We start from the raw sequence: 22,952 nt of genomic DNA, 5'->3' as shown, positions 1-22,952 counted from the left end.
AGACAGATAAATGGCACGTTACATTGGTCCAAAATGCAAACTGTCTCGCCGTGAAGGCACTGACCTGTTCCTGAAGAGCGGTGTTCGCGCTCTGGAATCGAAGTGCAACATCGAAGCAGCCCCAGGTGTACACGGCCAGCGCCGTGGCCGTCAGTCCGACTACGGTACCCAGCTGCGCGAGAAACAAAAAGTCCGCCGTATCTACGGTGTCCTGGAGCGCCAGTTCCGCGGTTACTACCAAGTCGCAGCCTCGAAAAAAGGCGCTACTGGTGAGAACCTGCTGCAACTGCTGGAATGCCGCCTGGACAACGTCGTTTACCGTATGGGCTTCGGTTCGACTCGTTCCGAATCCCGTCAGCTGGTTTCGCACAAAGCGATCAGCGTTAACGGCAAGACCGTAAACATTCCATCCTACCAAGTTCGTCCGGGTGACGTGGTCGCGGTTCGTGAGAAGTCGCTGAACCAGCTGCGCATTGTTCAAGCCCTTGAACTGTGCGCCCAGCGTGGCCGCGTTGAGTGGGTAGACGTTGATTCTGCTAAAAAGTCGGGCGTTTTCAAGAACGTTCCTGCTCGCAGCGATCTGTCCGCCGACATCAACGAAAACCTGATTGTCGAGCTCTACTCCAAGTAAGGGCTAGAAAATAGGTGCATCCATGCAGATTTCGGTAAATGAGTTCCTGACTCCCCGTCACATCGACGTGCAGGTAGTCAGTCCAACCCGCGCCAAGATCACGCTCGAGCCTCTCGAGCGTGGTTTCGGCCATACCCTGGGCAACGCGCTGCGTCGCATCCTGTTGTCCTCCATGCCTGGCTGTGCAGTAGTCGAGGCCGAGATCGATGGCGTACTCCATGAGTACTCCGCGATCGAAGGTGTACAGGAAGACGTCATTGAAATCCTGTTGAACCTCAAAGGCCTGGCGATCAAGCTGCACGGTCGTGACGAAGTTACGCTGACCTTGTCGAAAAAGGGTTCGGGGGTGGTTACCGCTGCCGATATTCAGCTGGATCACGATGTCGAGATCGTCAATCCCGATCACGTAATCGCGAACCTGGCGTCCAACGGCGCCCTGAACATGAAGCTCACCGTAGCTCGTGGTCGCGGTTACGAGCCGGCCGATTCCCGTCAGACTGACGAAGATGAAAGCCGCAGCATTGGCCGTCTTCAGCTGGACGCTTCGTTCAGCCCGGTGCGTCGTATCGCCTACGTGGTCGAGAACGCCCGTGTTGAACAGCGTACCAACCTGGACAAGCTGGTCATCGATCTGGAAACCAACGGCACCCTGGACCCTGAAGAGGCCATCCGTCGGGCCGCGACCATCCTGCAACAGCAGCTGGCCGCGTTCGTCGACCTCAAAGGTGACAGCGAGCCGGTCGTGGTCGAGCAGGAAGACGAGATCGATCCGATCCTGCTGCGCCCGGTTGACGACCTGGAACTGACTGTACGTTCGGCCAACTGCCTCAAGGCGGAGAACATCTACTACATCGGCGACCTGATTCAGCGTACCGAAGTAGAGCTGTTGAAGACTCCTAACCTGGGCAAGAAGTCCCTGACCGAAATCAAGGACGTCCTGGCCTCCCGTGGTCTGTCTCTCGGCATGCGCCTCGACAACTGGCCGCCTGCAAGTCTTAAGAAAGACGACAAGGCGACTGCCTGATCGTCGTAATCACCGAACGTAGTGTTTGGTAAGGAATGAATCATGCGTCATCGTAAAAGTGGACGTCACCTGAGCCGTACCAGCTCTCACCGCAAGGCTATGTTCCAGAACATGGCAGTGTCGCTGATCGAGCACGAGCTGATCAAAACCACCCTGCCGAAAGCCAAGGAACTGCGCCGCGTTGCCGAGCCGCTGATCACCCTGGCCAAGGAAGATAGCGTCGCCAACCGTCGTCTGGCTTTCGACCGTACCCGTTCGAAATCCGCTGTTGGCAAGCTGTTCAACGACCTGGGCAAGCGTTACGCCACCCGTCAGGGCGGCTACCTGCGCATCCTGAAGTGCGGTTTCCGCGCTGGCGACAACGCGCCTATGGCGTACGTCGAGCTGGTTGATCGTCCAGTCGGTGGTGCTGTAGAAGCTGCCGAGTAAGACGTTCTGTCTGCTACAAGAAACCGGGCCTAGTGCCCGGTTTTTTGTGTCTTAATAAATTGTAAAAAACTATCGATATAAGCATATCTATAAATTAGATCTTGTCATGTTGCGCACCCATACTTGCTCTCAGGCCGATTAGCCGGCATTTCGAGACCGATAAGGAGAGCCCATGAGCAAGATTCTTACTACCGCCAGCGGTGCACCTGTAGCCGATAACCAGAATTCCCGTTCGGCAGGCCCACGCGGCCCGCTGCTGCTCGACGACTTCCATCTGATCGAGAAGCTGGCCCACTTCAATCGCGAGAACATCCCTGAACGTCGCGTACACGCCAAGGGCTCGGGCGCTTACGGCACTTTCACCGTTACTCGAGACATCACGCAATACACCAGCGCTCGTCTGTTCGAGAGCATTGGTAAGCAGACCGAAACCTTCCTGCGTTTCTCCACTGTCGGAGGGGAACGTGGTTCGGCCGACACCGAGCGCGACCCACGTGGTTTTGCCGTCAAGTTCTACACCGAAGAAGGTAACTGGGACATCGTCGGCAACAACACCCCCGTGTTCTTCATTCGCGATCCGCTGAAATTCCCGGACTTTATCCACACCCAGAAGCGTCACCCACAGACCAACCTGAAGAACGCCCAGATGATGTGGGACTTCTGGTCACATTCGCCCGAGGCGCTGCACCAGGTCACCATCCTGTTCTCTGATCGGGGTATTCCGGACGGCTACCGCCACATGCACGGTTTCGGCAGCCATACCTATAGCCTGCTGAGCGCCGATGGCCGGCGCACCTGGGTCAAGTGGCACTTCAAGACCCAGCAAGGTATCAAGAACCTGGCCCCGGCCGATGCGGCACGTATCGCGGGTACCGATCCAGACTACGCCCAACGTGACCTGTTCGAAGCGATCGATCGCGGCGACTACCCGCGCTGGACCGTCTGCATCCAGGTGATGAGCGAAGAAGAAGCGGCCAATCGCGCCGAGAACCCCTTTGACGTCACCAAGACCTGGTCGCAGAAGGACTACCCACTGATCGAGGTAGGTGTGCTGGAACTCAATCGCAACCCGCTCAACTACTTCGCTGAAGTCGAGCAGGCCGCGTTCGGGCCGAGCAACATGGTGCCAGGTGTTGGCCTGTCTCCAGATCGCATGCTGCAGGGCCGCGTATTCGCCTACGCTGATGCCCACCGCTACCGCATTGGTACCAATCACCAGCATTTGCCGGTGAATGCGCCACGTAGCCCGGTGCACAGCTATCAGCGCGATGGGGCGATGACCATGGGCAGCTACGGCAGCGCTCCGAACTACGAGCCGAACAGCTACGCCGATGCGCCCAAGCAGTCGCCTCGTCATGCCGAGCCTGCGTTGGCCCTCAATGGTGCGGCGGATCGTTACGACCACCGTGAGGACAATGACTACTACAGCCATGCAGGTGCGCTGTTCCGCTTGATGAACGCCGAGCAGCAAGCCCTGTTGATAAACAACATTGCCGGCACCCTGCAAGGCGTCAGCGAAGATGTGGTGCAGCGTCAGTTGCAACACTTCTTCAAGGCAGATCCTGCTTACGGCGAGGGGATTGCGAACGCCTTGGGCATCAAGCTGGCCTAAGTCGAAGTGATAAGGAGAACCGCCCTCATTTGGGCGGTTTTTCAATGAAAATCACTACGGTTTGCCCGCTTTTTTCGCACAAATTGCGCATTTTTCAGTGACCTTGAAGAAATCATGGTTCACACTATCTCCCTATCAAGCTTTCACTCAGGGAGAATCAGGGCGATGCAAGGTCACCCGGACGTAATCGATTACCTCAACACGTTGCTGACGGGCGAACTGGCGGCACGTGACCAATACTTCATTCACTCGCGCATGTACGAAGACTGGGGCTTGGCCAAGCTCTACGAACGCATCAACCACGAGATGGAAGAAGAGGCGCAGCACGCCGATGCCCTGATTCGCCGCATTCTCATGCTCGAAGGTACCCCGCGCATGCGCCCGGATGACCTCGACGTGGGCACCACCGTGCCTGACATGATCGCTGCCGACCTGCGCCTGGAGTACAAGGTCCGTGCCGCATTGTGCAAAGGCATCGAGTTGTGCGAGTTGCACAAGGATTACATCAGCCGGGATATCCTGCGCGCGCAACTGGCCGACACCGAGGAAGATCACACCTACTGGCTGGAGAAGCAGCAGGGCCTGATCAAGTCCATCGGGCTGCAGAATTACCTGCAATCGCAGATGTAACGTCCCTGCAGTGGGCACGCATAGAGAGAAAAGCCCCTGGCATTTGCATGCCAGGGGCTTTTTTCGTCAGGCCCGGTCGCGTTCCAGCAGGGGCTTGAGGTAATGCCCGGTATACGACTGCTTCATCTTGGCCAGTTCCTCGGGCGTGCCGCTGGCAATGATCTGGCCGCCCTTGGAGCCACCTTCCGGCCCCAGGTCCACCAGCCAGTCGGCGGTCTTGATCACGTCCAGGTTGTGCTCGATCACCACCACGGTGTTGCCGTGGTCGCGCAGGCGATGCAGCACGTCCAGCAACTGCTGGATGTCGGCGAAGTGCAGGCCGGTGGTCGGCTCGTCGAGGATGTAGAGGGTCTTGCCGGTGTCGCGCTTGGACAACTCGCGCGACAGCTTCACCCGCTGCGCCTCACCGCCTGAAAGCGTCGTAGCCGACTGTCCTAGCTTGATGTACGAAAGGCCCACGTCCATCAGTGTCTGCAGCTTGCGCGCCAACGCCGGGACCGCGTCGAAGAACTCGCGTGCGTCCTCGATGGTCATTTCCAGAACCTCGTGGATATTCTTGCCCTTGTACTTGATCTCCAGCGTCTCGCGGTTATAGCGCTTGCTCTTGCACACATCACACGGCACGTAGATATCCGGCAGGAAGTGCATTTCCACCTTGATCAGGCCATCGCCCTGGCACGCTTCGCAGCGCCCGCCCTTGACGTTGAACGAGAAGCGCCCAGGGCCATAACCCCGAGAACGCGACTCCGGCACGCCAGCGAAAAGTTCGCGGATCGGCGTGAAAATGCCGGTATAGGTGGCCGGGTTCGAGCGCGGTGTGCGGCCGATCGGGCTCTGGTCGATATCGACCACCTTGTCCAGGTGCTGCAGGCCATCCATGCTGGTGTGCGCTGCCGCTTCCAGGCTGCTGGCACCATTGAGCGCAGTGGCTGCGAGAGGGAACAGGGTGTTGTTGATCAGCGTCGACTTGCCCGAGCCGGACACACCGGTGACGCAGGTCAGCAGGCCGATCGGCACTTCCAGGTCGACGTTCTGCAGGTTATTGCCGCGTGCCCCCTTGAGCTTGAGCGACAGCTTCTTGTTGCGTGGCGTGCGTTTGGCCGGCACGGCGATCTTCTTGCGACCGGACAGGTACATGCCAGTCACCGAGTCGGGGTGCGCCATGACTTCCTGTGGTGAGCCTTCGGCGACGATCTGCCCGCCATGCACCCCGGCGCCCGGGCCGATGTCGACGACATAGTCGGCCAGGCGAATGGCGTCCTCGTCGTGCTCCACCACGATCACCGTATTGCCCAGGTCGCGCAGGTGGTTGAGCGTGGCGAGCAGACGGTCGTTGTCACGCTGGTGCAGGCCGATCGACGGCTCGTCGAGGATGTACATCACCCCCACCAGGCCGGCGCCAATCTGGCTGGCCAGGCGGATTCGCTGGGCCTCGCCACCCGAAAGGGTTTCGGCGCTGCGGTCGAGGGTGAGGTAGTCCAGGCCGACGTTGACCAGGAACTGCAGGCGCTCGCAGATCTCCTTGAGGATCTTCGCTGCAATCTCTCCGCGTCGACCGCTGAGCGTCAGGGCGGCGAAGTACTCGCTGGCATCGCCGATCGGCAGGTTGGTGACTGCCGGCAGGGTTTTTTCGCCCACCCATACATGGCGCGCTTCGCGACGCAGGCGGGTGCCGCGGCAGTCCGGGCACGGCTGGGTGCCAAGGAACTTGGCCAGCTCCTCGCGCACGGTCGCCGATTCGGTCTCGCGGTAGCGGCGTTCCAGGTTCGGCACGATGCCTTCGAACGGGTGCGAGCGCTTGACGATGTCGCCGCGGTCGTTGAGGTACTTGAAGTCGACGCTTTGCTTGCCGCTGCCCTGCAGGATCACCTTCTGGTGATCGGCCGAGAGCTGGCCGAACGGCTCGTCGAGGCTGAAGCCGTAATGCGCCGCCAGCGAGCCGAGCATCTGGAAGTAGTAGACGTTGCGCCGGTCCCAGCCGCGGATCGCGCCTTCGGCCAGGGTCAGCTCGTGGTTGACCAGACGCTTGGTGTCGAAGAACTGCTTCACGCCCAGGCCATCGCAGGTCGGACAGGCGCCAGCCGGGTTGTTGAAGGAGAACAGCTTGGGTTCGAGCTCGCTGATCGCATGGCCGCAGACCGGGCAGGCGAAGCGCGCGGAGAAGATCATGTCCTCGGCGCTTTCGTCATCCATCTGCGCCACCAGGGCGATACCGTCGGCCAGCTTCAGCGCGGTCTCGAAGGACTCGGCCAGGCGCTGCTGCAGGTCGTTGCGCACCTTGAAGCGGTCGACCACCACATCGATGCTGTGCTTCTTCTGCTTGTCGAGCTTGGGCAACTCGTCGAGTTCGTACAGCTTGCCGTTGACCCGCGCACGAACGAAGCCTTGGGCGCGCAGTTCATCGAACACCGCGAGGTGCTCACCCTTGCGCTCGCGTACTACCGGCGCCAGCAACATCAGCTTGCTGCCTTCGGGTTGCTCGAGCACCAGGTCGACCATCTGGCTGATCGTTTGCGCTTCCAGCGGAATGTCGTGGTCCGGGCAGCGTGGCGTACCGACGCGGGCATAGAGCAGGCGCAGGTAGTCGTAGATTTCGGTGATGGTGCCGACGGTCGAACGCGGGTTGTGCGAGGTCGACTTCTGCTCGATGGAGATTGCCGGTGACAGGCCTTCGATGGTGTCGACATCGGGCTTTTCCATCATCGACAGGAACTGCCGGGCATAGGCCGACAGCGACTCCACGTAGCGACGCTGACCTTCGGCGTAGAGTGTGTCGAAGGCCAGTGACGACTTGCCGGAACCGGACAGACCGGTGATCACGATCAGTTTGTCCCGGGGCAGGGTCAGGTCGATGTTCTTCAGGTTGTGGGTACGTGCCCCACGGATCAGGATCTTGTCCACTACGGCCTCGCTTGGCGGGCATAAACAAAGAAGTATACGGCGCGCTGCCACTACGCGGCAAAGCGTCGCGTATATGCCGTCTAGCCGTCGGACTGATAGAATCGCCGCCGGTTCACACGAGGTTTATCCATGCACGACACCCACAACGAGCGCATGAGTGGCAGCGAAACCCGCGCCGCAGGCGGCCTTGCCCTGGTCTTTGCCTTTCGTATGCTGGGCATGTTCATGGTCCTGCCCGTGTTGGCCACCTATGGCATGGACCTCGCCGGTGCCACGCCCGCGCTGATCGGCCTGGCCATTGGCGCCTACGGCCTGACGCAAGCCGTGCTACAGATCCCGTTCGGGGTGATTTCCGACCGCATCGGGCGTCGTCCGGTAATCTACCTGGGCCTGGTGATCTTCGCCCTTGGCAGCTTGCTGGCGGCCCAGGCCGATTCGATCTGGGGCGTGATCGCCGGACGCATCCTGCAGGGCGCGGGGGCGATTTCCGCAGCGGTCATGGCCTTGCTCTCCGACCTCACCCGCGAACAGCATCGCACCAAGGCCATGGCCATGATCGGCATGAGCATCGGCCTGTCGTTCGCGGTGGCGATGGTGATAGGGCCGCTGCTGACAAGTGCCTTTGGCTTGTCGGGATTGTTCCTCGCTACCGCAGGACTTGCCGTCGTCGGTATCGCCCTGATCGCCTTCGTCGTGCCCAGCGCGCATAGCGCACTGCAACACCGCGAATCGGGTGTCGCACGCCAGGCGCTCGGCCCGACCCTGCGTAATCCGGACCTTCTGCGTCTGGACCTGAGCATTTTCATCCTCCATGCGATCCTCATGGCCAGCTTCGTGGCCCTGCCGCTGGCCTTCGTCGAGCGTGGCGGCCTGCCCAAGGAAGAGCACTGGTGGGTATACCTGACCGCCTTGCTCGTCTCATTTTTTGCAATGGTGCCGTTCATCATCTACGGCGAAAAGAAGCGCAAGATGAAACGCGTGTTGGTTGGTGCGGTCACTGTGCTGCTGCTGATCGAGGTGTTCTTCTGGCGCTGGGCTGACGACTTGCGAGGACTGGTGACCGGCACCGTGATATTCTTTACCGCCTTCAACCTGCTGGAGGCATCCTTGCCTTCGCTGGTCAGCAAGGTGTCGCCCGCCGGCGGCAAGGGAACGGCCATGGGGGTCTACTCCACGAGCCAGTTCCTGGGTGCCGCGCTGGGAGGAATCATCGGTGGCTGGTTGTACCAGCACGGTGGCCTGGGCATGGTGTTCCTGGGATGTGCTGTACTGTGTGGTATCTGGCTGGTATCTGCCCTGGGCATGAATGAACCGCCGTACGTCACCAGCCTGCGCATGCCGCTGACACCGGAGGCGGTTCGGGAAGCCGGATTGACCGAGCGCCTGATGGCTGTGCCAGGTGTAACCGACGCCGTGGTGGTGGCAGAAGAAGCCGCCATCTATATCAAACTGGATACGAAAATTTTGGACCGTGCGACCCTCGAGCGTCTGGTGAATCCAGCCTCGGCGGCGTGCGAAGCCTAGGAGAACGTTATGGCCCGTGGGGTTAACAAAGTCATTCTGGTTGGTACTTGCGGCCAGGATCCCGAAGTCCGCTACCTGCCCAACGGTAACGCCGTGACCAACCTGAGCCTGGCCACCAGCGAGCAGTGGACCGACAAGCAGTCGGGGCAGAAGGTCGAGCGCACCGAATGGCACCGTGTCTCGCTGTTCGGCAAGGTTGCCGAGATCGCCGGCGAGTACCTGCGCAAGGGTTCGCAGTGCTACATCGAGGGCAAGCTGCAGACCCGCGAGTGGGAAAAGGACGGCATCAAGCGCTACACCACCGAGATCATCGTCGATATGCAGGGCACCATGCAGCTGCTCGGCGGTCGTCCGCAGGGCCAGGGTGGCGATCAGTACAACCAGGGCGGCGGCAACTACAACCAGGGCGGTGGCCAGCAGCAACAGTACAACCAGGCGCCACGCCAGCAGGCGCCGCGTCCGCAGCAGGCGCAACAGCGCCCAGCGCCGCAACAGCAGGCTCCGCAGCCTGCCGCTGATTTCGACAGCTTCGATGACGATATTCCGTTCTAGGATATAGCTGAGACCTAAACTGTAAAGTTTTTCTCCGAAAGCCCCAGGTGCTAGGCCCCTGGGGCTTTTTCTATGCCCAAAAATAAGTAAAAATTAGACGGTCATGCTTGGCCGGGAGGATAGTTGGTCATGGTTGTAAAGAATTTATCAGTCACACCGGCCAGGGTGGCGAAAGTCAAAAACTTCACCTTCAGGGAGGGGGAGCGGTCCTGCGTCGTTATCGATGGAAAGGGGATGCCTCTCTACTATCCCAATCTGTATCTCACGACCCAGGTGAGGAACAGCAGCCGCTCGTCTTCAACGCTCACGAACTCCGCAGGTCACCTTTGTGCATTCCTCCAAGCCATGGACGAAGCAGGTGTGGACCTATTGGCTCGCATGTCGGCAGGGTACGTCCTGGAACCGTTTGAGGTAGAGGCGCTCAGAGGGGCATTCCAGCGTCGATTGCTTGATCAGCCTGAAAAGAAGCATGGAATCTCTTTCTTCTCCATTCGAGCACCGGTGTCGAAGGAGGTCATGCACGCCAGGGTTGGCGTAGCTACCAAATACCTCGATTGGCTAGCGAAGCAATATCTGCGTGCGCCCCGCGATCCAGATGAGCTGGCTCGTATCCTTCAGGCCTTGAAGGAACTGCGTCCAATCAATAAAAAACGGAACACTCTAAAAAGGAAAAGGGGTCTCAGTGATGTGGGGGTAGCGGCAGTAATCGAACTGCTCCGCCCTGGCTCAAGACTCAACATTTGGGAAGATCCTGCCACGCAGGTCAGGAACCGCTTATTATTTTCTGTGATGTACGAGCTTGGCATACGGCGCGGTGAATTGCTGAATCTGAAAATTGAAGACCTGGACTTCGGTGCGAACCAACTCTCCGTAATGCGGCGTGCGGACGAGAAAGACGATCCTAGGCCCGATCAGCCACTGGTAAAAACCAAGGATCGACTACTGCCTGTAAAGACCGTGCTGATGAACGAATTGCGTCGCTACATTACCGATTATCGACGCCACGTGCCGGGTGCCAAAAGACATGGTTTCGTCTTTGTGACGCATAAGTCGGGGCCTACCCAAGGGCAGCCTCTTTCGATCGTGAATTATAAAAATATCGTCAACAGCTTGCGCGAGGCGGTCCCCCCACTTGCAGATTTCAGTGGTCACGATTTGAGGCATTACTGGAATGAGAGATTCTCCAGGCTTATGGAGACAGCCGGTGTGAGTGAGCCAGAAGAGGAACTCATGCGCTCCCAATTAATGGGATGGAAATTTGGCAGTGGAAGCGCAAAACACTATATTCAAAGATACGTAGAGAAAAAGGCCAACGAGCATAGCTTGAAGATGCAAGAAGAAAATATGAAGATTCCGGAGTTCAAATCATGATGCCAGTTATCGCCACATCTGGCATGAGAGAATCTCAAGCGGAACAGCAATCCTTTCATGATCTGATTGCAAGTGATAAGACTACTCTTCGATCTGTTATGGACTGGGAGTTTTCTCCAAGCGCGCCTAGCTGGCATCTCAGTAAAGACCATACGCTAAATTTAGACTTGGTCATGAGTAGAACGCCGCTGGAATACAGGGAGGCTGTCCGCAAAATGCTGGCGCATTATTGCACAAATTTCTCGCCTGCATCGGTATTCGCAGTCACGAACGCTCTATGGAAATACTTTGAAGCTACAAGTGGGAAAATTGATACCTCCCAGTTAATTAACTTCAAGTCAGCGATTGGTGATAATCAAGAGTACTTGCAAATTCTCCGTCCTTTCTTCAGGCGGTGGCATGTGTTTGGCTTTCCAGGCGTAACGAAAGAAGTCGTTACGATGTTGGATGGTTGGAGGCTTCGCGGGCGCGAAAAGGGCTTGGCAATTAAGTCTATGGACCCTGAAAAAGGGGCGCTTTCAGATTTTGAATTTGCTGAATTCAATGATCGCCTGGTTTTTGGATATGAATCAGGCGCAATTGATCTCTTTGACCTCTGTGTTTGTCTGATCCTTGCCTGCACAGGTCGCCGCCCAACACAGCTCACACATTTGAAGTGCGGGGATCTGATTTCCGTGCCTCTCGATGATGGAGGCGAAGACTACTTTCTCCACATTCCTAGGGCAAAGCAGGAAGGTGGGTCGTTCCGGGACGAGTTTAAAACATATCAGCTAACAAGGTCCATGTGGGAGCTTCTGGAAAGCCATAAGCAAAAAGTCTGGCAGAGATTTGAAACGGCTGGATTCATGCTGACCGTTGAACAACAGAAAATGCTTCCTTTATTCCCCACCAAGCGTGTACTGCCGGTTGCCACGAATGACGAACTGATTAAGGCCCTTCCTACAGATGTCTTGCATATTCGAACTCAAGTTTTTACTCAAACGCTTACTGCGACCGTAGAGAGCCTGGGTGTTATTTCGGAGCGAACTAATGATGCACTGCATGTTTTCGCTAAACGATTCAGGTATACGCTTGGTACTCGCGCAGCTCGCGAAGGTGTGAGTAAATATGTCATTGCTGAGCTTCTTGACCATAGCGACACGCAGCATGTTGATGTATACACTGAGAATGTCCCTGAACATCTTAAGAAAATTGATGAAGCTTTGGGGTTCCAGCTTGCGGTCTATGCTCAAGCTTTCGCTGGCACGCTAGTGGATTCTGAGCTTGATGCTTTGCGCGGTTCAGATCCTTCGAGCCGAATTAAACATAAGAAGTGCGGGGTGGGCACCTGTGGTAATTTTTCTTATTGCGGAATGAATGCCCCCCGCCCGTGCTACACCTGTGTCAATTTTCAACCTTGGCTGGATGGGCCTCACGAAGAACTTTATATAGAGCTGATCGAAGAACGTGAGCAAATTCTTGCTGAAACGGGTGATTTAACTGTTGCTGCTGTGCTGGATCGCACGATCGTGGCAATTGCGGAAGTAATTCGTAAGTGTGACGAACGTAAGAGGTCTAAAGAAAATGAGTAATTTGTTTTATTTCACAAGCAAGGCGGAGCTTAGTGCTCAAGAAAATCTAAAGGAATTCATCAATAAATGCCGGGATGAATTAACGGTGTTTGGGAAGGAGCTGGATTTCGACGCTTGGCTATGGCCGAAGGCTGCTAATTTTACCAAATTAGGCTCCGGTTCTCGGTCTACGAGCATCGAAGACAAAATGGGGGAGCCATTCATTTCCTTTGCCAAAGCCTATTTCAGGTATCAGCAAGGTCATAACCCAACTGGCACTAAAAATGAGAGCAAGGCACTTAAGGTATTAGAGAAGGTACTGACCGAGTTACACGGTCAGCCCGATATCTTAAAGTTAAATAGCTCTGTGCTTGATCAAGCTGCTCTAGTCGCACGGGAGTATTACGTATCTGCTGCGTACCAGTGTGGCCGTGAGCTTCAGCGACTAGCAAAATTTGTAAGCGATAACGATTTGGTTCCTACGTCTTGCTCAACGTGGGTGAACCCAATCCCCCGGCCTGAGGGCTCAGAGAAGACAGGAAAAAAGGCTGCTGAGGCAAGGGATAAAAAGCTTCCTCATCCTGATGCCGTGCTGGCGCTCGCGGACATTTTTGCCAATATAGGTGACGACCCAAGGGACATATTCACCACCAGTGTTTTTGCATTGCTGATGAGCGGTAGCGTTCGCATTTCTGAGGTTTTGCGTTTGCCGAATCGTTGTGAGCATCACGATGTCGATAAGCATGGTGATCCGGTTTATCGAATAGGCTACTTTTCTGGTAAAGGGTTCGGCGTAAACTTAAAGCCTGTTCCTACCGTTATGGTGCCAATTGTTCAAGAAGCCTTGAGGCGTATTAGGACTATCACCGATGAAGGCAGAGCGTTAGGGAAATGGCTTGAGGCTAATCCTGATCAGATGTTTATTCACCCCGATTCAAGGCATAAGGATCGAACTAAACCTCTGACTGAGGTAGAGGCATGCGAAGCTCTGGGTTTTGAATTGTCGCCAAGCGAAGCTCAGCAGCGTATTTACTATCTGTATGGTTTTAAGAGGGGTGATGTAATTACGCTGGACACGTTGTGGGATAAACTCAAGGATCGAGTTGATGAAAAATTCCCGGTGGTTAGTAAAAAAGCGGGCGTTAATTACGGCGATGCTCTTTTCGCTATGCAGAGGAACCGGCTGCATGCACAGCGCGGAACGCTGCGGGTATTGCCCTGGCTGCCAAGTGTGAACATCGTAAATAACGATCTGTCTCCGCGAGAAAGCTTAGAGGAAGGGCAGCACACAAGTATCTTCGCTCGGTATGGATTCCGTCATTCAGATGGTTCGGAGATGAAGATCACGACGCACCAGATGCGCCATATGATCGACACGATGGGGCATCGGGGTGGCCTTTCGGAAGACGATATCGCTCGATTCGCAGGACGTGCTGATCCCAAACAGAACCGTGTCTACAATCACCTCACGCCGAAGGAGTTAGCTGCCAAATACGAGGCGGTGCAGCTTGCCGCTGGTTATGATCAGTCGGTCTTGATCCATTGTGAGCCGGTAAGCCGGGAAGCTTACGAATTAGCTCCAAAAGGGCCTGTGCATAGGTCGCGCTATGGATTCTGCCTTCATGATTTTGCCGCAGCCCCGTGCGGTCAATTCCGAGATTGCTTAAACTGCAATGAGCATTTGTGCGAAAAACGGCCAGATACTAAAGAGGAGATAGAATCGCAATTGGCTGACATTGAGGAGCAGCTAGCTGCTTCGGAGGCCGCTATGCAGGAAGGGCATTACGGTGCTGATCGGTGGGTCGAGCATCATAGCTTGTCTGCTGCGAGGATGCGGGAATTGGTCGGGATTTTAAAAGACGAAAGTGTGCCTGAAGGGTCTTTCATCAGGCTACGTCGAGAAAATCAGCCAAGTCATTCTGCACGTGCGCTTCGTGCGCGCGGTGAAATGCATACGAAATCGATTTCGGAAGAACCGAGTAACCGTTTGGCAAGTTTGATGGAGATGCTGTAAATGGCCAAGCACCTGACCAAGGACGATATTCACGCAATTGCTGACACCTTGTTGAGCTGGGAAGGTGCTTTAAATTGGGAGTTACTTTGCGACAAAGTGGCTGGGCTTGTAGGGAAGCGTCCCACGCGCCAGTCACTCTCCTCTCATCTTGAAATTAAACGCGCTTTTGCTCAGGCAAAGAAGACAGCGACTGAAGAGGTCGTTCGAATTCCTACGCCTTCAAGTTTAAAAATTGCGGGGGACCGGATTGCCCGTTTGGAGTCGGAAATCCAGGCGTTGAAGGCTGAGAACTCTCAATTGCTGGAAAAATTTCTAACGTGGCAATACAACGCGTCGATTGAAGGCTTACATGAGTCGCAGCTGAACCGTCCATTGCCATTCATCGATCGTGAGCGTTCTGATGCCCCAATACGCGCTAGGCCGAAGCTAGTGAGGTCGAGGAAATCATGAGTGTCGCCTACGGGCGGCCTTCTGAATATTTCTGTGTGATAGACCTGCTCCTAGAGCAGGAGGAGCCCAGCGGTTGGGTCTTCATGGCGGGAGCCCCGTCACTCCGTAAGCGGCTGGTGAACACGTCTTCCATTTTGATGAGGGCATCGCGTGGTCTGACCGTCATCTCGCATTGGCCGACGCGAAATCCTTGATCACACTGAAAAAGGTTTCAAGAGAGCGGGAGATAAACTTGTCTCTGTGATAAATCGCGTGCAACTGCCGTTTGTGCTCAGGAATCATGTGGTTCAACGAGATCAGGCTCCCCTCGGCGATGAGATCTCCAACCACCCAATAGGAAAGGCAACTGATTCCGACGCCAGCCGAGACCATCCGCTTGATAGCTTCTGAACTGCCAATCTGCCGGGCATTGCGCCAGGCACCCAGGTGTGGAAAAAGCCAGCGCTGAACCTCTTCAGCCGTACCCGATCCCTCTTCGCGTACCAGCCAGCGCGCTTCTTGCAGGTCACTAAGCGAAAGCCGCCCCTTGTGTGCCAGAGGGTCATCTGCCGCTGCGACAATGATCAACTCGTCTTCACACCAGGGCTGCACGGCCAGAGTGGGCTGATGGCTCGGCCCCTCGACCAGGCCAACGTCAATTGACAATTGTGCCGCCTGCCGGGCGATCTCTGCGCTGTTGCCCAGGATGACATCGATCTGTGTCCCGCCGGCACGCTCGGCCATGTGTTGCATCAGCAGCGGCATGATGTAGTTGCCAATCGTCGTGCTGCAACCTACCCGCAGCCGCGCGACCACGTCAGTCCGAAAACCACCCTCGATCTCCAGTGCAGCCTCCAGCAGGCGGATAGCCTTGGGCAATAGTGCCTGGCCGTTTTCGTTGAGCACCAGGCGTTTGCCGACGCGGTCGAAGAGTCGAATATCCAATGCGCCTTCGAGTTCTTGGAGTGCTGCGCTGGTGGCTGACTGCGAAAGAGCGAGGGTTGCGCTGGCTTGGGTGGTTGAACCCAGCTGGGCGATAGCGCGGAAGATGTGGAGTTGCCGAAGTGTGAGCTTCACTTTCTTACCTTGAAAATAGGTATGCCATATTCAAAATATCCGTTTTTCCAGATAGATGCATGCCGCTATTCTGAACCTGTTGCCGCATCGCAATCATTCGGAGGTTTTATGCGCGAGATCAGCCTTATCAAGGTCATGCAGGGCGGCCAGCCGCTCTCGGCGCTTTCCAATCCCAAGGAAGCGATTCGACAGTTCACGCCTAACTGGTTTGCCGCAACGATGGGCACCGGCATTCTGGCCTTGGCCCTGGGGCAGTTGCCGGGTCACAGTATGCTGCTTACAGGTATTGGGGAGGCGCTTTGGCTGTTCAATATCCTGCTGTTTACCGTCTTTACCCTGATGTACGCCGCCCGCTGGGTGTTCTTCTTCGATGAGGCCAAACAGATCTTTGGGCATTCCACGGTTTCGATGTTTTTCGGCACGATACCGATGGGCCTGGCAACGATCATCAACGGCTTGGTTCAGTACGGCCTGCCGAACTGGGGAGACGGTGTGATCCCCTTGGCCCATGCGCTCTGGTGGCTGGACGTCGCCATGGCACTGGCGTGTGGGGTGCTGATCCCGTTCATGATGTTTACCCGGCAGGAGCACAGCATCGATCAGATGACTGCTGTATGGCTGCTTCCTGTGGTAGCGGCGGAAGTGGCAGCGGCGAGCGGCGGTACCATCGCACCGCATCTGGCTGATACCAGTGCTCAGTTCACGATGCTGATCACCAGCTACGTCTTGTGGGCCTACTCGGTTCCAGTTGCCTTAAGCATACTGGTTATTCTGGTACTGCGTCTGGCACTTCATAAATTGCCCCATGAGAGCATGGCGGCGTCGTCTTGGTTATCGCTGGGGCCAATTGGCACGGGCGCTCTGGGCATGTTGGTCATTGGTAACGATGCACCGGCAATCTTCGCTGCCCACGGCATGTCAGGCGCCGGCGTGGTGGCCGGGGGTATCGGGGTAGTATCGGGTGTCCTGTTCTGGGGCTTGGGCTTGTGGTGGATGCTGTTGGCGCTGTTGATCACCGCGCGTTATGCCAAGGGCGGCATACCCTTCAATCTTGGCTGGTGGGGCTTCACATTCCCGCTGGGGGTATATGCGGTGACCACGCTGAAGCTCGGCGCGACGCTGAACTTGGCCTTTTTTGATGTGCTGGGCATTATCCTGGTGATGATGTTGGCCATCATGTGGCTGGTGGTTGCGACCAAAACCGCTGCCGGTGCATACCGTGGCAATCTATTTGTATCGCCTTGTATCGCGTCGCTGAACGCCAAACGCGCCAGTCGCTAACGATCAGACACTCGCCACGTTCGCCGCCCGGGCCAGCGTGGCGACAATGTCTTTAGCGACATCAGGATGCTGACACACCGAAAGCGGGCTTGGGTGCGGCATGGCGAACAGCCTGACCTCGGGGCGATGATGCTCGATTTCGGGTGCCGCTCTTTGAGCCACGCGTCCAGCCAAGACCACGACGCGCAGGCACGGGAGCAGATCCATTACCTCTTTCAGCAGTGTGACGCCCTCTGTGATTTTCGAGCGGGTGATCGCTTCGGCAGGACTGTCCAGCTTCGGCAGCCACGGATAGATATTCCACAAAATGGTCTGCTCACGCGCGAGGCACGCCTGTTCAAGGAAGCGCTTCAGGTTGCGCTGGGAGGGCCCTGTGTTGTCGCGGGAAACGAAGCGTGGCCACGAGCAATCCCTGGCCGGAGATTCCAGCAATATCAGAACAGACGCATCGACCCCACCATCCAGCGGATCAAAGTACGGCAGTCGTCTAGCTCCCAGGCTCCGGGCGTCTACCCACTTGTTCAGAATACCAGCAGGCTGGGAGTACAGACGATGTCTGCGGGTATCTTGAATATTCATCTAGTCTCTAGGCGTCGAGGGGAAACCGTGCTCGCGTCAACGATTGCGAAGCACTATTTACGTGACAATCGCGCGAGTGATATGTTGCTTCTAAGGAGATGGCATTCCTCCTCACAACCGCCCCGTGCTGATGATGCCTACGTGAACCCTGGACAGGGTGCGTAGGTGTGCCCCCTGTCCGCGAATCTAGGACAGGAAATTGACTCAAAATTCCTTATTAACTCTCTATCGCAATCTGCGGTTATCAGCACCTCCTCGGCCCTACCAGCTTCGAGGAGATTTGCAGTCATGCTGAAATCACTCTTTGTCATCGCCATCGGCGCATCACTTGGTGCCTGGTTGCGCTGGCTCTTGGGTATGAAGCTCAACGCTCTGTTCCCGACTATTCCCCCAGGCACTGTAGTGGCGAACATGGTCGGGGGATACATCATTGGCCTAGCCATCGCGCTCTTGGCCGCATCTCCCTCCTTAAGTCCAGAATGGCGCTTGCTGATAATCACGGGCTTTTGTGGGGGACTTACCACCTTTTCCACCTTTTCAGCCGAAACAGTTGCCCTCATCCAAGAAGGAAGATTGCTGTGGGCGCTCGGCTCAATTTCATTGCACGTTGTAGGTTCGTTAGCGATGACCGCTGCCGGACTACTTTCCTACCAAATGATTGGTACTCGCTGAGGAAATTGAAATGAAAGGCTATATGGTCGTTTTCTTCACCCAACAAAACCGTCGTTATCAAGGAAAGATGCTCGGCGAATGGATCGTCGACATAGCTAAGGAAATGGGGCTGCGCGGTGCCACGCTATGCACCGGAATCGAAGGTTTTGGACACACTGGAAAACTTCACTCATCGCACTTTTTTGAGCTGGCTGATCAACCTACCGAGATTCGCTTGGCAATGACGGAGGAGGAGTCAGAGTTATTATTCAAGCGACTGGACTGTGAGGAAATTTCGGTGTTTTTCACAAAAACGCCAATCGAGATGGGCACACTTGGAAAAGCGCCTTCCAGCGCAGCCCCGTCTACAACTTCGGAGCTATGAACATGAGCTATACGGACATTTCAGCTGGTAAAGCGATTCCCGATGACTTCTTCACCGTTATTGAGATCCCTGCAAACCACTCGCCGATCAAGTACGAGGTGGACAAGCCAAGCGGACAGATCTTCGTTGACCGCTTCCTCAGCACGCCGATGTTCTACCCGGCCAACTACGGGTTCATTCCAAATACACTGAGCGATGACGGCGATCCTCTCGACGTCCTAGTGATTTGTCCTTACCCGGTATCACCTGGCGTTGTCATTCGTAGTCGCCCGGTTGGTGTGATGTACATGACGGACGAAGCTGGAGCGGATGCCAAGGTGATCGCAGTGCCTCATGAAAAACTCAGCTCTATGTACAGCGACGTTAAGGAGTGCTCAGACCTGCCTGCATTACTCCTCGCGCAGATCCAGCACTTCTTCGAAAACTATAAGGCGTTGGAACCGGGTAAGTGGGTAAAGATGGGGCGATGGGGTAGCGCAGATGAGGCTAGGGAAGAAATCCGCAAGTCAGTAGCTGCCTACGTTCCAAAGAGGCTGATGTCTCACTAGAGAATCTGGACTGTTAGAGTGAACCCACTTATGCGGAAGTAGCTCAGTAATCTCACTCGCCCGCTGTGTTGGCAGGCGGGTGAGCACGTCCTTTAGGTACGCATACGGATCATGTCCATTGAGCCGTGCCGTCTGGATCAAGCTCATAATTGCAGCCGCACGTTTACCGCTGCGCAATGAGCCCGCAAAGAGCCAGTTCTTACGCCCAAGAGCCCATGGTCGGATCTGGTTCTCTGCCCAGTTGTTGTCTATGGGTACAGCTCCGTCATCGAGGTAGCGCGACAGCGCTGTCCAGCGTTTCAGGCTGTAATCGAGTGCTTTGCTGATGGCTGAGCCCTCGGGCACAAGATCGCGCTGGGCAATCATCCAGGCATGCAGCTTTTCCATCACAGGGATGGCTTTTTCTTGCCGTATTCGGCGTCGCGCATCCGGCTCAAGATCGCGGACTTCGCTCTCGATTTCGTACAACAACTGGATATAACGCAGGGCCTGCTCAGCCAGCGTGCTTTTGTTCGTGGCGTGCAGTTCAAAGAACTTACGCCGCGCATGGGCCATGCAGCCGATTTCGGTCACGCCAAGTTCGAAGCTGGCTTTGTAGCCGCCAAAATCATCACAGACCAGTTTGCCTTTCCAGTCTTGCAGAAAATTGCGAGCATGCTCTCCGGCACGGCTGAGACTGAAGTCGTACACCACCGCTGCCGCGTCCGAGAACTGGCTGGTGGCATAGGCCCATACATAGGAACGGTGAGTCTTCTTCGTTCCCGGCATGAGCATCTGCACGGGTGTTTCATCGGCATGAATGACCTGCTGCCCGAGTACCACGTCGCGCAGCGCGTCGACCAGTGGCTGCAACTGTACGCCCGTCACGCCCACCCATTGAGCCAGGGTTGAGCGTGGAATCGCCAGGCCAGCTCGACCGAAGATCGACTCCTGACGGTAAAGCGGCAGATGGTCGGCAAACTTGGCGATCATGACGTGGGCGAGCAGGCCCGAAGTCGGGATGCCCTTATCAATGACTTGCGCCGGAACGGGTGCTTGGATCAGCGTTTCGCAGTCGTCACAAACCCATTTGCCACGCACATGACGTTCAACGGTAAACACACCGGGCGTGTAGTCCAGTTTCTCGCTGAAGTCCTCGCCGATGCGCTTGAGGGCGCAGCCGCATGGGCAGTGGGTATTTTCTGGCTCGTGATGGATCAGTGTGCGTGGAAACTCTGCCGGCAAAGCCCTGCGCTTGGGCGTTTGCTTTTTCTCGGTCGGAGTTATCACGGCCTGCAAGCTCTGAAGCTCAGCTTCAATCGCAGCGATGTCGGTGTCTATCAGATCATCGAGCAGGCTAGCCTGCTCGGGATTCATCTGTTCGCTGCGCTTGGCAAACTTCAGACGTTTGAGCTGGGCGATCTCAAAGGTCAGCTTCTCGATCAGCGTTTTGTCTTGGCCGATCTTCTTGCCCATGAAATCAACGGTCTTACCCATCGTCTCGATTTGTTGGTCGAGTGTCGCGACACGCTGCATCAACTGCCCCGCCAAGGCGCGCAATTGTTCAGGGGGCAAATGATCGAGATCGGGTAGTAAATTCATGGCGCCGATATTGCCCGAGCAGGCCAATCGCGGCGATAGAGCGATAGGCTAATGGCAGCCGTTAAAGGAGTGTGATCGAACCTCCAGCACCTGCGCGCTGCCATGGCAGACCCAACACCAATGCCTGAAGTTGCTGGGTATCCAACTCCATTTCAGCGCCATGGCGAACGCCAGGCCAGTGGAATTTGCCTTGGTTCAGTCGCCGCGCCGCCAGCCACATGCCGAAGCCATCATGCACCAGAACTTTCATGCGATTAGCGCGGCGGTTGGCGAACAGATAAGCACAGTGCGGCTGCGCCGCACCGAACACCGCAATCACCTTGGCCAACGCCGTTTCAGTGCCCGCGCGCATGTCCATAGGCTCGGTGGCGAGCCAGATGGCGTCGATGCGAATCATCGGAGTAGGTCTTGAAGAAAAGTCGAGCAGGTAGCCGCATGTTCAGTGGGCCAGTTTACTTTGATGGTGGCGCGCGGATGCTGGATTTCAACGCAGATGCTAAATCCTGCCGGGTGCAAGTTCGCGCTGGTCAGCGAAACAGGTAATGGAACAAATGCAGGTTGCAGGGCTGTGCTTTTCTGCGCTTGGAGCCGAATCCATTTGTGGACGAGGTTTGCGTTGAGGCTGTGGCTGAGCGCGATGCTGGCAATCGAGGCGCCGGGGTGGGCGCAGTCTTGAATGATTTGGGCTTTGAAAGACTTGGAATAGGTGCGACGTGTTGGCTGCATGAAATACCCGCTTAAAAGGCTAGAACTGGTGTCCACTTAAATTAGGTGGACACCATGGCCTTCGGCGGTAGTGTCGGGAAGGTGTGTTTGCCGGACGGATACGTCACTCCTCAGGTCACTGCCTGTGCAATGCTGAACTGAGGTTCCTCACTACAATTCACCTCAGTTTCTCGATCTAGAGGGTCTGTAAGTGAAGTATGAGCCTACCCAGCCTGGCAACCCCCACCGATTCACGATCAATCAGCATGTCTTCCCCAAAGCCAGTATCCAGCGATTTGCAGGCATGGATGGCAGTGTGGAGGTTTTCTCAATCCCGCATCAGAAGGTCATGCGACTCAAACCCAACAATCCGATTTTCTGTGCCCAGCGCGTGTGGGATCAGCGAACTGAGGCTGTGATAGGAAAGCAGATTGAGGACCGATTCCAAACACTGGCTGATGCCATCGAGTGGGGGAGGGTGACCAAAATAGGGATTTGGGAAAAGCGAGTTGTTGAGGAATTTTTCTCTCTCTGGCGGACGCGTCAACGATTCCGGAATGAGGGTCTAGACGATGTGACGCTCAACGGTGTGACCAGCGAGACACTGACGAAGGCTGAGCAAGAGGTGCTGGAGAGTAAGCATACTCTGTACGCATCCGATGGAGTGATGAAGGGGCGATTCCTGGCCGGCATCCATGTCATCGGCTACCAGGACAACTTCATACAGGCGAACGAATCGATGCAGTGGGGAATCGTAAGGTCTCCCGTCCACCATTTCTTAGTACCGGACAGCTTCGAGGATATGATGATCGTCCCTGTGTCCCCTCGGGTGGCTATCGTCGCTGACATGCCTGATTGCGTGCTCACAGATGACGAGGTGGCGGTGATCAATCAGACCGCGATCACCCGCTCTACCAATTTCTACTTTGCTCGACAGCTCGCAAAGGCATCCATTATTCGCCGATCTGTTGTGTCCCCCATCGGAAACATACTGCGCAGGCCATGACGCTGAGCGGGAATGGTGGAGTGGATAAGGCGATACCCGCTCCTGGAGCGGAATTATCCAGGGAGTTGGGCGCATGGATCGAACCGGGTGAATCGGACTGATCAACGTACGCCAGCCGTCATTCAGCACGATCAGCGGGACACGCCGGAGTGACGGAGAGTGCAACGCGAGGTCCGCTTGGTCAATCGGTCTGGGTGATCACATAGCCAGCGTCCGAGGAACCAGAGCTGCATTCATGGGAGGCCACCTGCCGCTGGGTTCATTCGGCCGAAGGCCGGTGATGTGTGACACCGAGTGCGGGTCCGCCCCAAGGGCGGATGCAGGGAAGCAAGGTGCATAATCTGCACATTGCTCACTTGAGGTCAGTGAGTCCTTCTGACGCGGCAGATCGTGATTGTGGCTTTCGTGGCTCAGTATGGACGGGCGGTCACAGTTGGGCTCGGACCCAGGGGCAGTCTGCCTAATAGGTTCT

At 56.2% G+C, this 22,952-nt stretch carries 22 protein-coding genes and 1 riboswitch; of the genes, 16 read left to right on the top strand and 6 right to left on the bottom strand.

Annotation, left to right across the window (positions count from 1 at the left end; translation table 11 throughout):
* Positions 1–10 precede the first annotated feature (10 nt).
* The 5 genes from rpsD to bfr all read left to right on the top strand — a co-directional run bounded on the left by rpsD (position 11) and on the right by bfr (position 4,326).
* Positions 11–631, top strand: a complete 621-nt coding sequence (gene rpsD / locus VA602_RS25155) for a 30S ribosomal protein S4 (protein ID WP_063542477.1) — start codon at positions 11–13, stop codon at positions 629–631.
* A 22-nt stretch (positions 632–653) separates the two neighbouring features.
* A complete protein-coding gene (locus tag VA602_RS25150; protein WP_003255452.1) occupies positions 654–1,655 on the top strand; it encodes a DNA-directed RNA polymerase subunit alpha in 1,002 nt (333 codons plus the stop codon).
* A 42-nt stretch (positions 1,656–1,697) separates the two neighbouring features.
* Positions 1,698–2,084 (top strand): 50S ribosomal protein L17, encoded by a 387-nt coding sequence (gene rplQ, locus VA602_RS25145; protein WP_003255451.1) that lies wholly within the window; start codon positions 1,698–1,700, stop codon positions 2,082–2,084.
* Between the two features lie 172 nt (positions 2,085–2,256).
* A complete protein-coding gene (locus VA602_RS25140) occupies positions 2,257–3,696 on the top strand; it encodes a catalase (protein WP_063542479.1) in 1,440 nt (479 codons plus the stop codon).
* A gap of 165 nt (positions 3,697–3,861) precedes the next feature.
* Positions 3,862–4,326 carry a bacterioferritin gene (gene bfr / locus VA602_RS25135; RefSeq protein ID WP_063542481.1) on the top strand — a complete coding sequence of 155 codons (465 nt, stop codon included), beginning with the start codon at positions 3,862–3,864 and terminating at the stop codon, positions 4,324–4,326.
* Positions 4,327–4,392: 66 nt separating this feature from the next.
* Here the strand turns inward: bfr and uvrA are convergent, their stop codons facing one another.
* Entirely contained in the window at positions 4,393–7,227 is a 2,835-nt protein-coding gene (gene uvrA, locus VA602_RS25130) for an excinuclease ABC subunit UvrA (protein WP_054893567.1), read from the bottom strand.
* A 129-nt stretch (positions 7,228–7,356) separates the two neighbouring features.
* On the opposite strand from uvrA, the gene VA602_RS25125 reads away from it, so the two are divergent.
* From VA602_RS25125 to VA602_RS25100, 6 genes are all read left to right on the top strand, one after another.
* A complete protein-coding gene (locus VA602_RS25125) occupies positions 7,357–8,751 on the top strand; it encodes an MFS transporter (protein WP_063542485.1) in 1,395 nt (464 codons plus the stop codon).
* Between the two features lie 9 nt (positions 8,752–8,760).
* Positions 8,761–9,303: a single-stranded DNA-binding protein gene (locus tag VA602_RS25120; protein WP_054893569.1), complete on the top strand. Its 543-nt coding sequence runs from the start codon at positions 8,761–8,763 to the stop codon at positions 9,301–9,303.
* A gap of 129 nt (positions 9,304–9,432) precedes the next feature.
* Positions 9,433–10,674 (top strand): tyrosine-type recombinase/integrase, encoded by a 1,242-nt coding sequence (locus tag VA602_RS25115; RefSeq protein WP_280313195.1) that lies wholly within the window; start codon positions 9,433–9,435, stop codon positions 10,672–10,674.
* Complete coding sequence (locus VA602_RS25110) at positions 10,671–12,245, top strand: site-specific integrase (protein ID WP_280313193.1); 1,575 nt, start codon at positions 10,671–10,673, stop codon at positions 12,243–12,245. Before VA602_RS25115 ends, VA602_RS25110 begins: the two co-directional genes overlap by 4 nt.
* Positions 12,238–14,238: an integrase gene (locus VA602_RS25105; protein ID WP_280313191.1), complete on the top strand. Its 2,001-nt coding sequence runs from the start codon at positions 12,238–12,240 to the stop codon at positions 14,236–14,238. Before VA602_RS25110 ends, VA602_RS25105 begins: the two co-directional genes overlap by 8 nt.
* Positions 14,239–14,688: a hypothetical protein gene (locus VA602_RS25100; RefSeq protein WP_212628228.1), complete on the top strand. Its 450-nt coding sequence runs from the start codon at positions 14,239–14,241 to the stop codon at positions 14,686–14,688.
* Between the two features lie 162 nt (positions 14,689–14,850).
* On the opposite strand, the gene VA602_RS25095 is transcribed toward VA602_RS25100, so the two are convergent.
* Complete coding sequence (locus VA602_RS25095) at positions 14,851–15,744, bottom strand: LysR family transcriptional regulator (protein WP_028697120.1); 894 nt, start codon at positions 15,742–15,744, stop codon at positions 14,851–14,853.
* 108 nt (positions 15,745–15,852) lie between these two features.
* Here VA602_RS25095 and VA602_RS25090 point away from each other — a divergent pair, with 108 nt between their 5' ends.
* A complete protein-coding gene (locus tag VA602_RS25090) occupies positions 15,853–17,025 on the top strand; it encodes a TDT family transporter (protein WP_028697119.1) in 1,173 nt (390 codons plus the stop codon).
* Positions 17,026–17,028: 3 nt separating this feature from the next.
* Here the strand turns inward: VA602_RS25090 and VA602_RS25085 are convergent, their stop codons facing one another.
* Positions 17,029–17,604, bottom strand: a complete 576-nt coding sequence (locus VA602_RS25085; RefSeq protein WP_028697118.1) for a uracil-DNA glycosylase — start codon at positions 17,602–17,604, stop codon at positions 17,029–17,031.
* An 85-nt stretch (positions 17,605–17,689) separates the two neighbouring features.
* Positions 17,690–17,751: riboswitch (Fluoride riboswitch) on the top strand.
* Between the two features lie 141 nt (positions 17,752–17,892).
* Between VA602_RS25085 and crcB the strand changes: the two genes are divergently transcribed.
* The 3 genes from crcB to ppa are packed head-to-tail and all read left to right on the top strand — an operon-like array spanning position 17,893 to position 19,188.
* Complete coding sequence (gene crcB / locus VA602_RS25080) at positions 17,893–18,276, top strand: fluoride efflux transporter CrcB (protein ID WP_028697117.1); 384 nt, start codon at positions 17,893–17,895, stop codon at positions 18,274–18,276.
* Between the two features lie 10 nt (positions 18,277–18,286).
* Positions 18,287–18,640, top strand: coding sequence for a DUF190 domain-containing protein (locus tag VA602_RS25075; protein ID WP_028697116.1), 354 nt, complete (start codon positions 18,287–18,289; stop codon positions 18,638–18,640).
* A 2-nt stretch (positions 18,641–18,642) separates the two neighbouring features.
* Complete coding sequence (gene ppa, locus VA602_RS25070; RefSeq protein WP_028697115.1) at positions 18,643–19,188, top strand: inorganic diphosphatase; 546 nt, start codon at positions 18,643–18,645, stop codon at positions 19,186–19,188.
* On the opposite strand, the gene tnpC is transcribed toward ppa, so the two are convergent.
* The 3 genes from tnpC to tnpA form a co-directional block, all read right to left on the bottom strand.
* Positions 19,147–20,769, bottom strand: coding sequence for an IS66 family transposase (tnpC, locus tag VA602_RS25065; RefSeq protein WP_033737846.1), 1,623 nt, complete (start codon positions 20,767–20,769; stop codon positions 19,147–19,149). The genes ppa and tnpC overlap by 42 nt on opposite strands.
* Positions 20,770–20,830: 61 nt before the next feature.
* Complete coding sequence (gene tnpB / locus VA602_RS25060) at positions 20,831–21,166, bottom strand: IS66 family insertion sequence element accessory protein TnpB (protein WP_028697114.1); 336 nt, start codon at positions 21,164–21,166, stop codon at positions 20,831–20,833.
* Positions 21,163–21,495, bottom strand: a complete 333-nt coding sequence (gene tnpA / locus VA602_RS25055) for an IS66-like element accessory protein TnpA (RefSeq protein WP_053870528.1) — start codon at positions 21,493–21,495, stop codon at positions 21,163–21,165. Before tnpA ends, tnpB begins: the two co-directional genes overlap by 4 nt.
* A gap of 190 nt (positions 21,496–21,685) precedes the next feature.
* Between tnpA and VA602_RS25050 the strand changes: the two genes are divergently transcribed.
* Entirely contained in the window at positions 21,686–22,480 is a 795-nt protein-coding gene (locus VA602_RS25050) for a hypothetical protein (protein ID WP_323454633.1), read from the top strand.
* Positions 22,481–22,952: the final 472 nt, after the last annotated feature.

It is taken from the genome of Pseudomonas machongensis, from assembly GCF_034961125.1.
GTDB lineage: Bacteria > Pseudomonadota > Gammaproteobacteria > Pseudomonadales > Pseudomonadaceae > Aquipseudomonas > Aquipseudomonas machongensis.
Note: the sequence above shows the minus strand (reverse complement) of the source record. Positions and strands in the feature narration are given on the sequence as shown.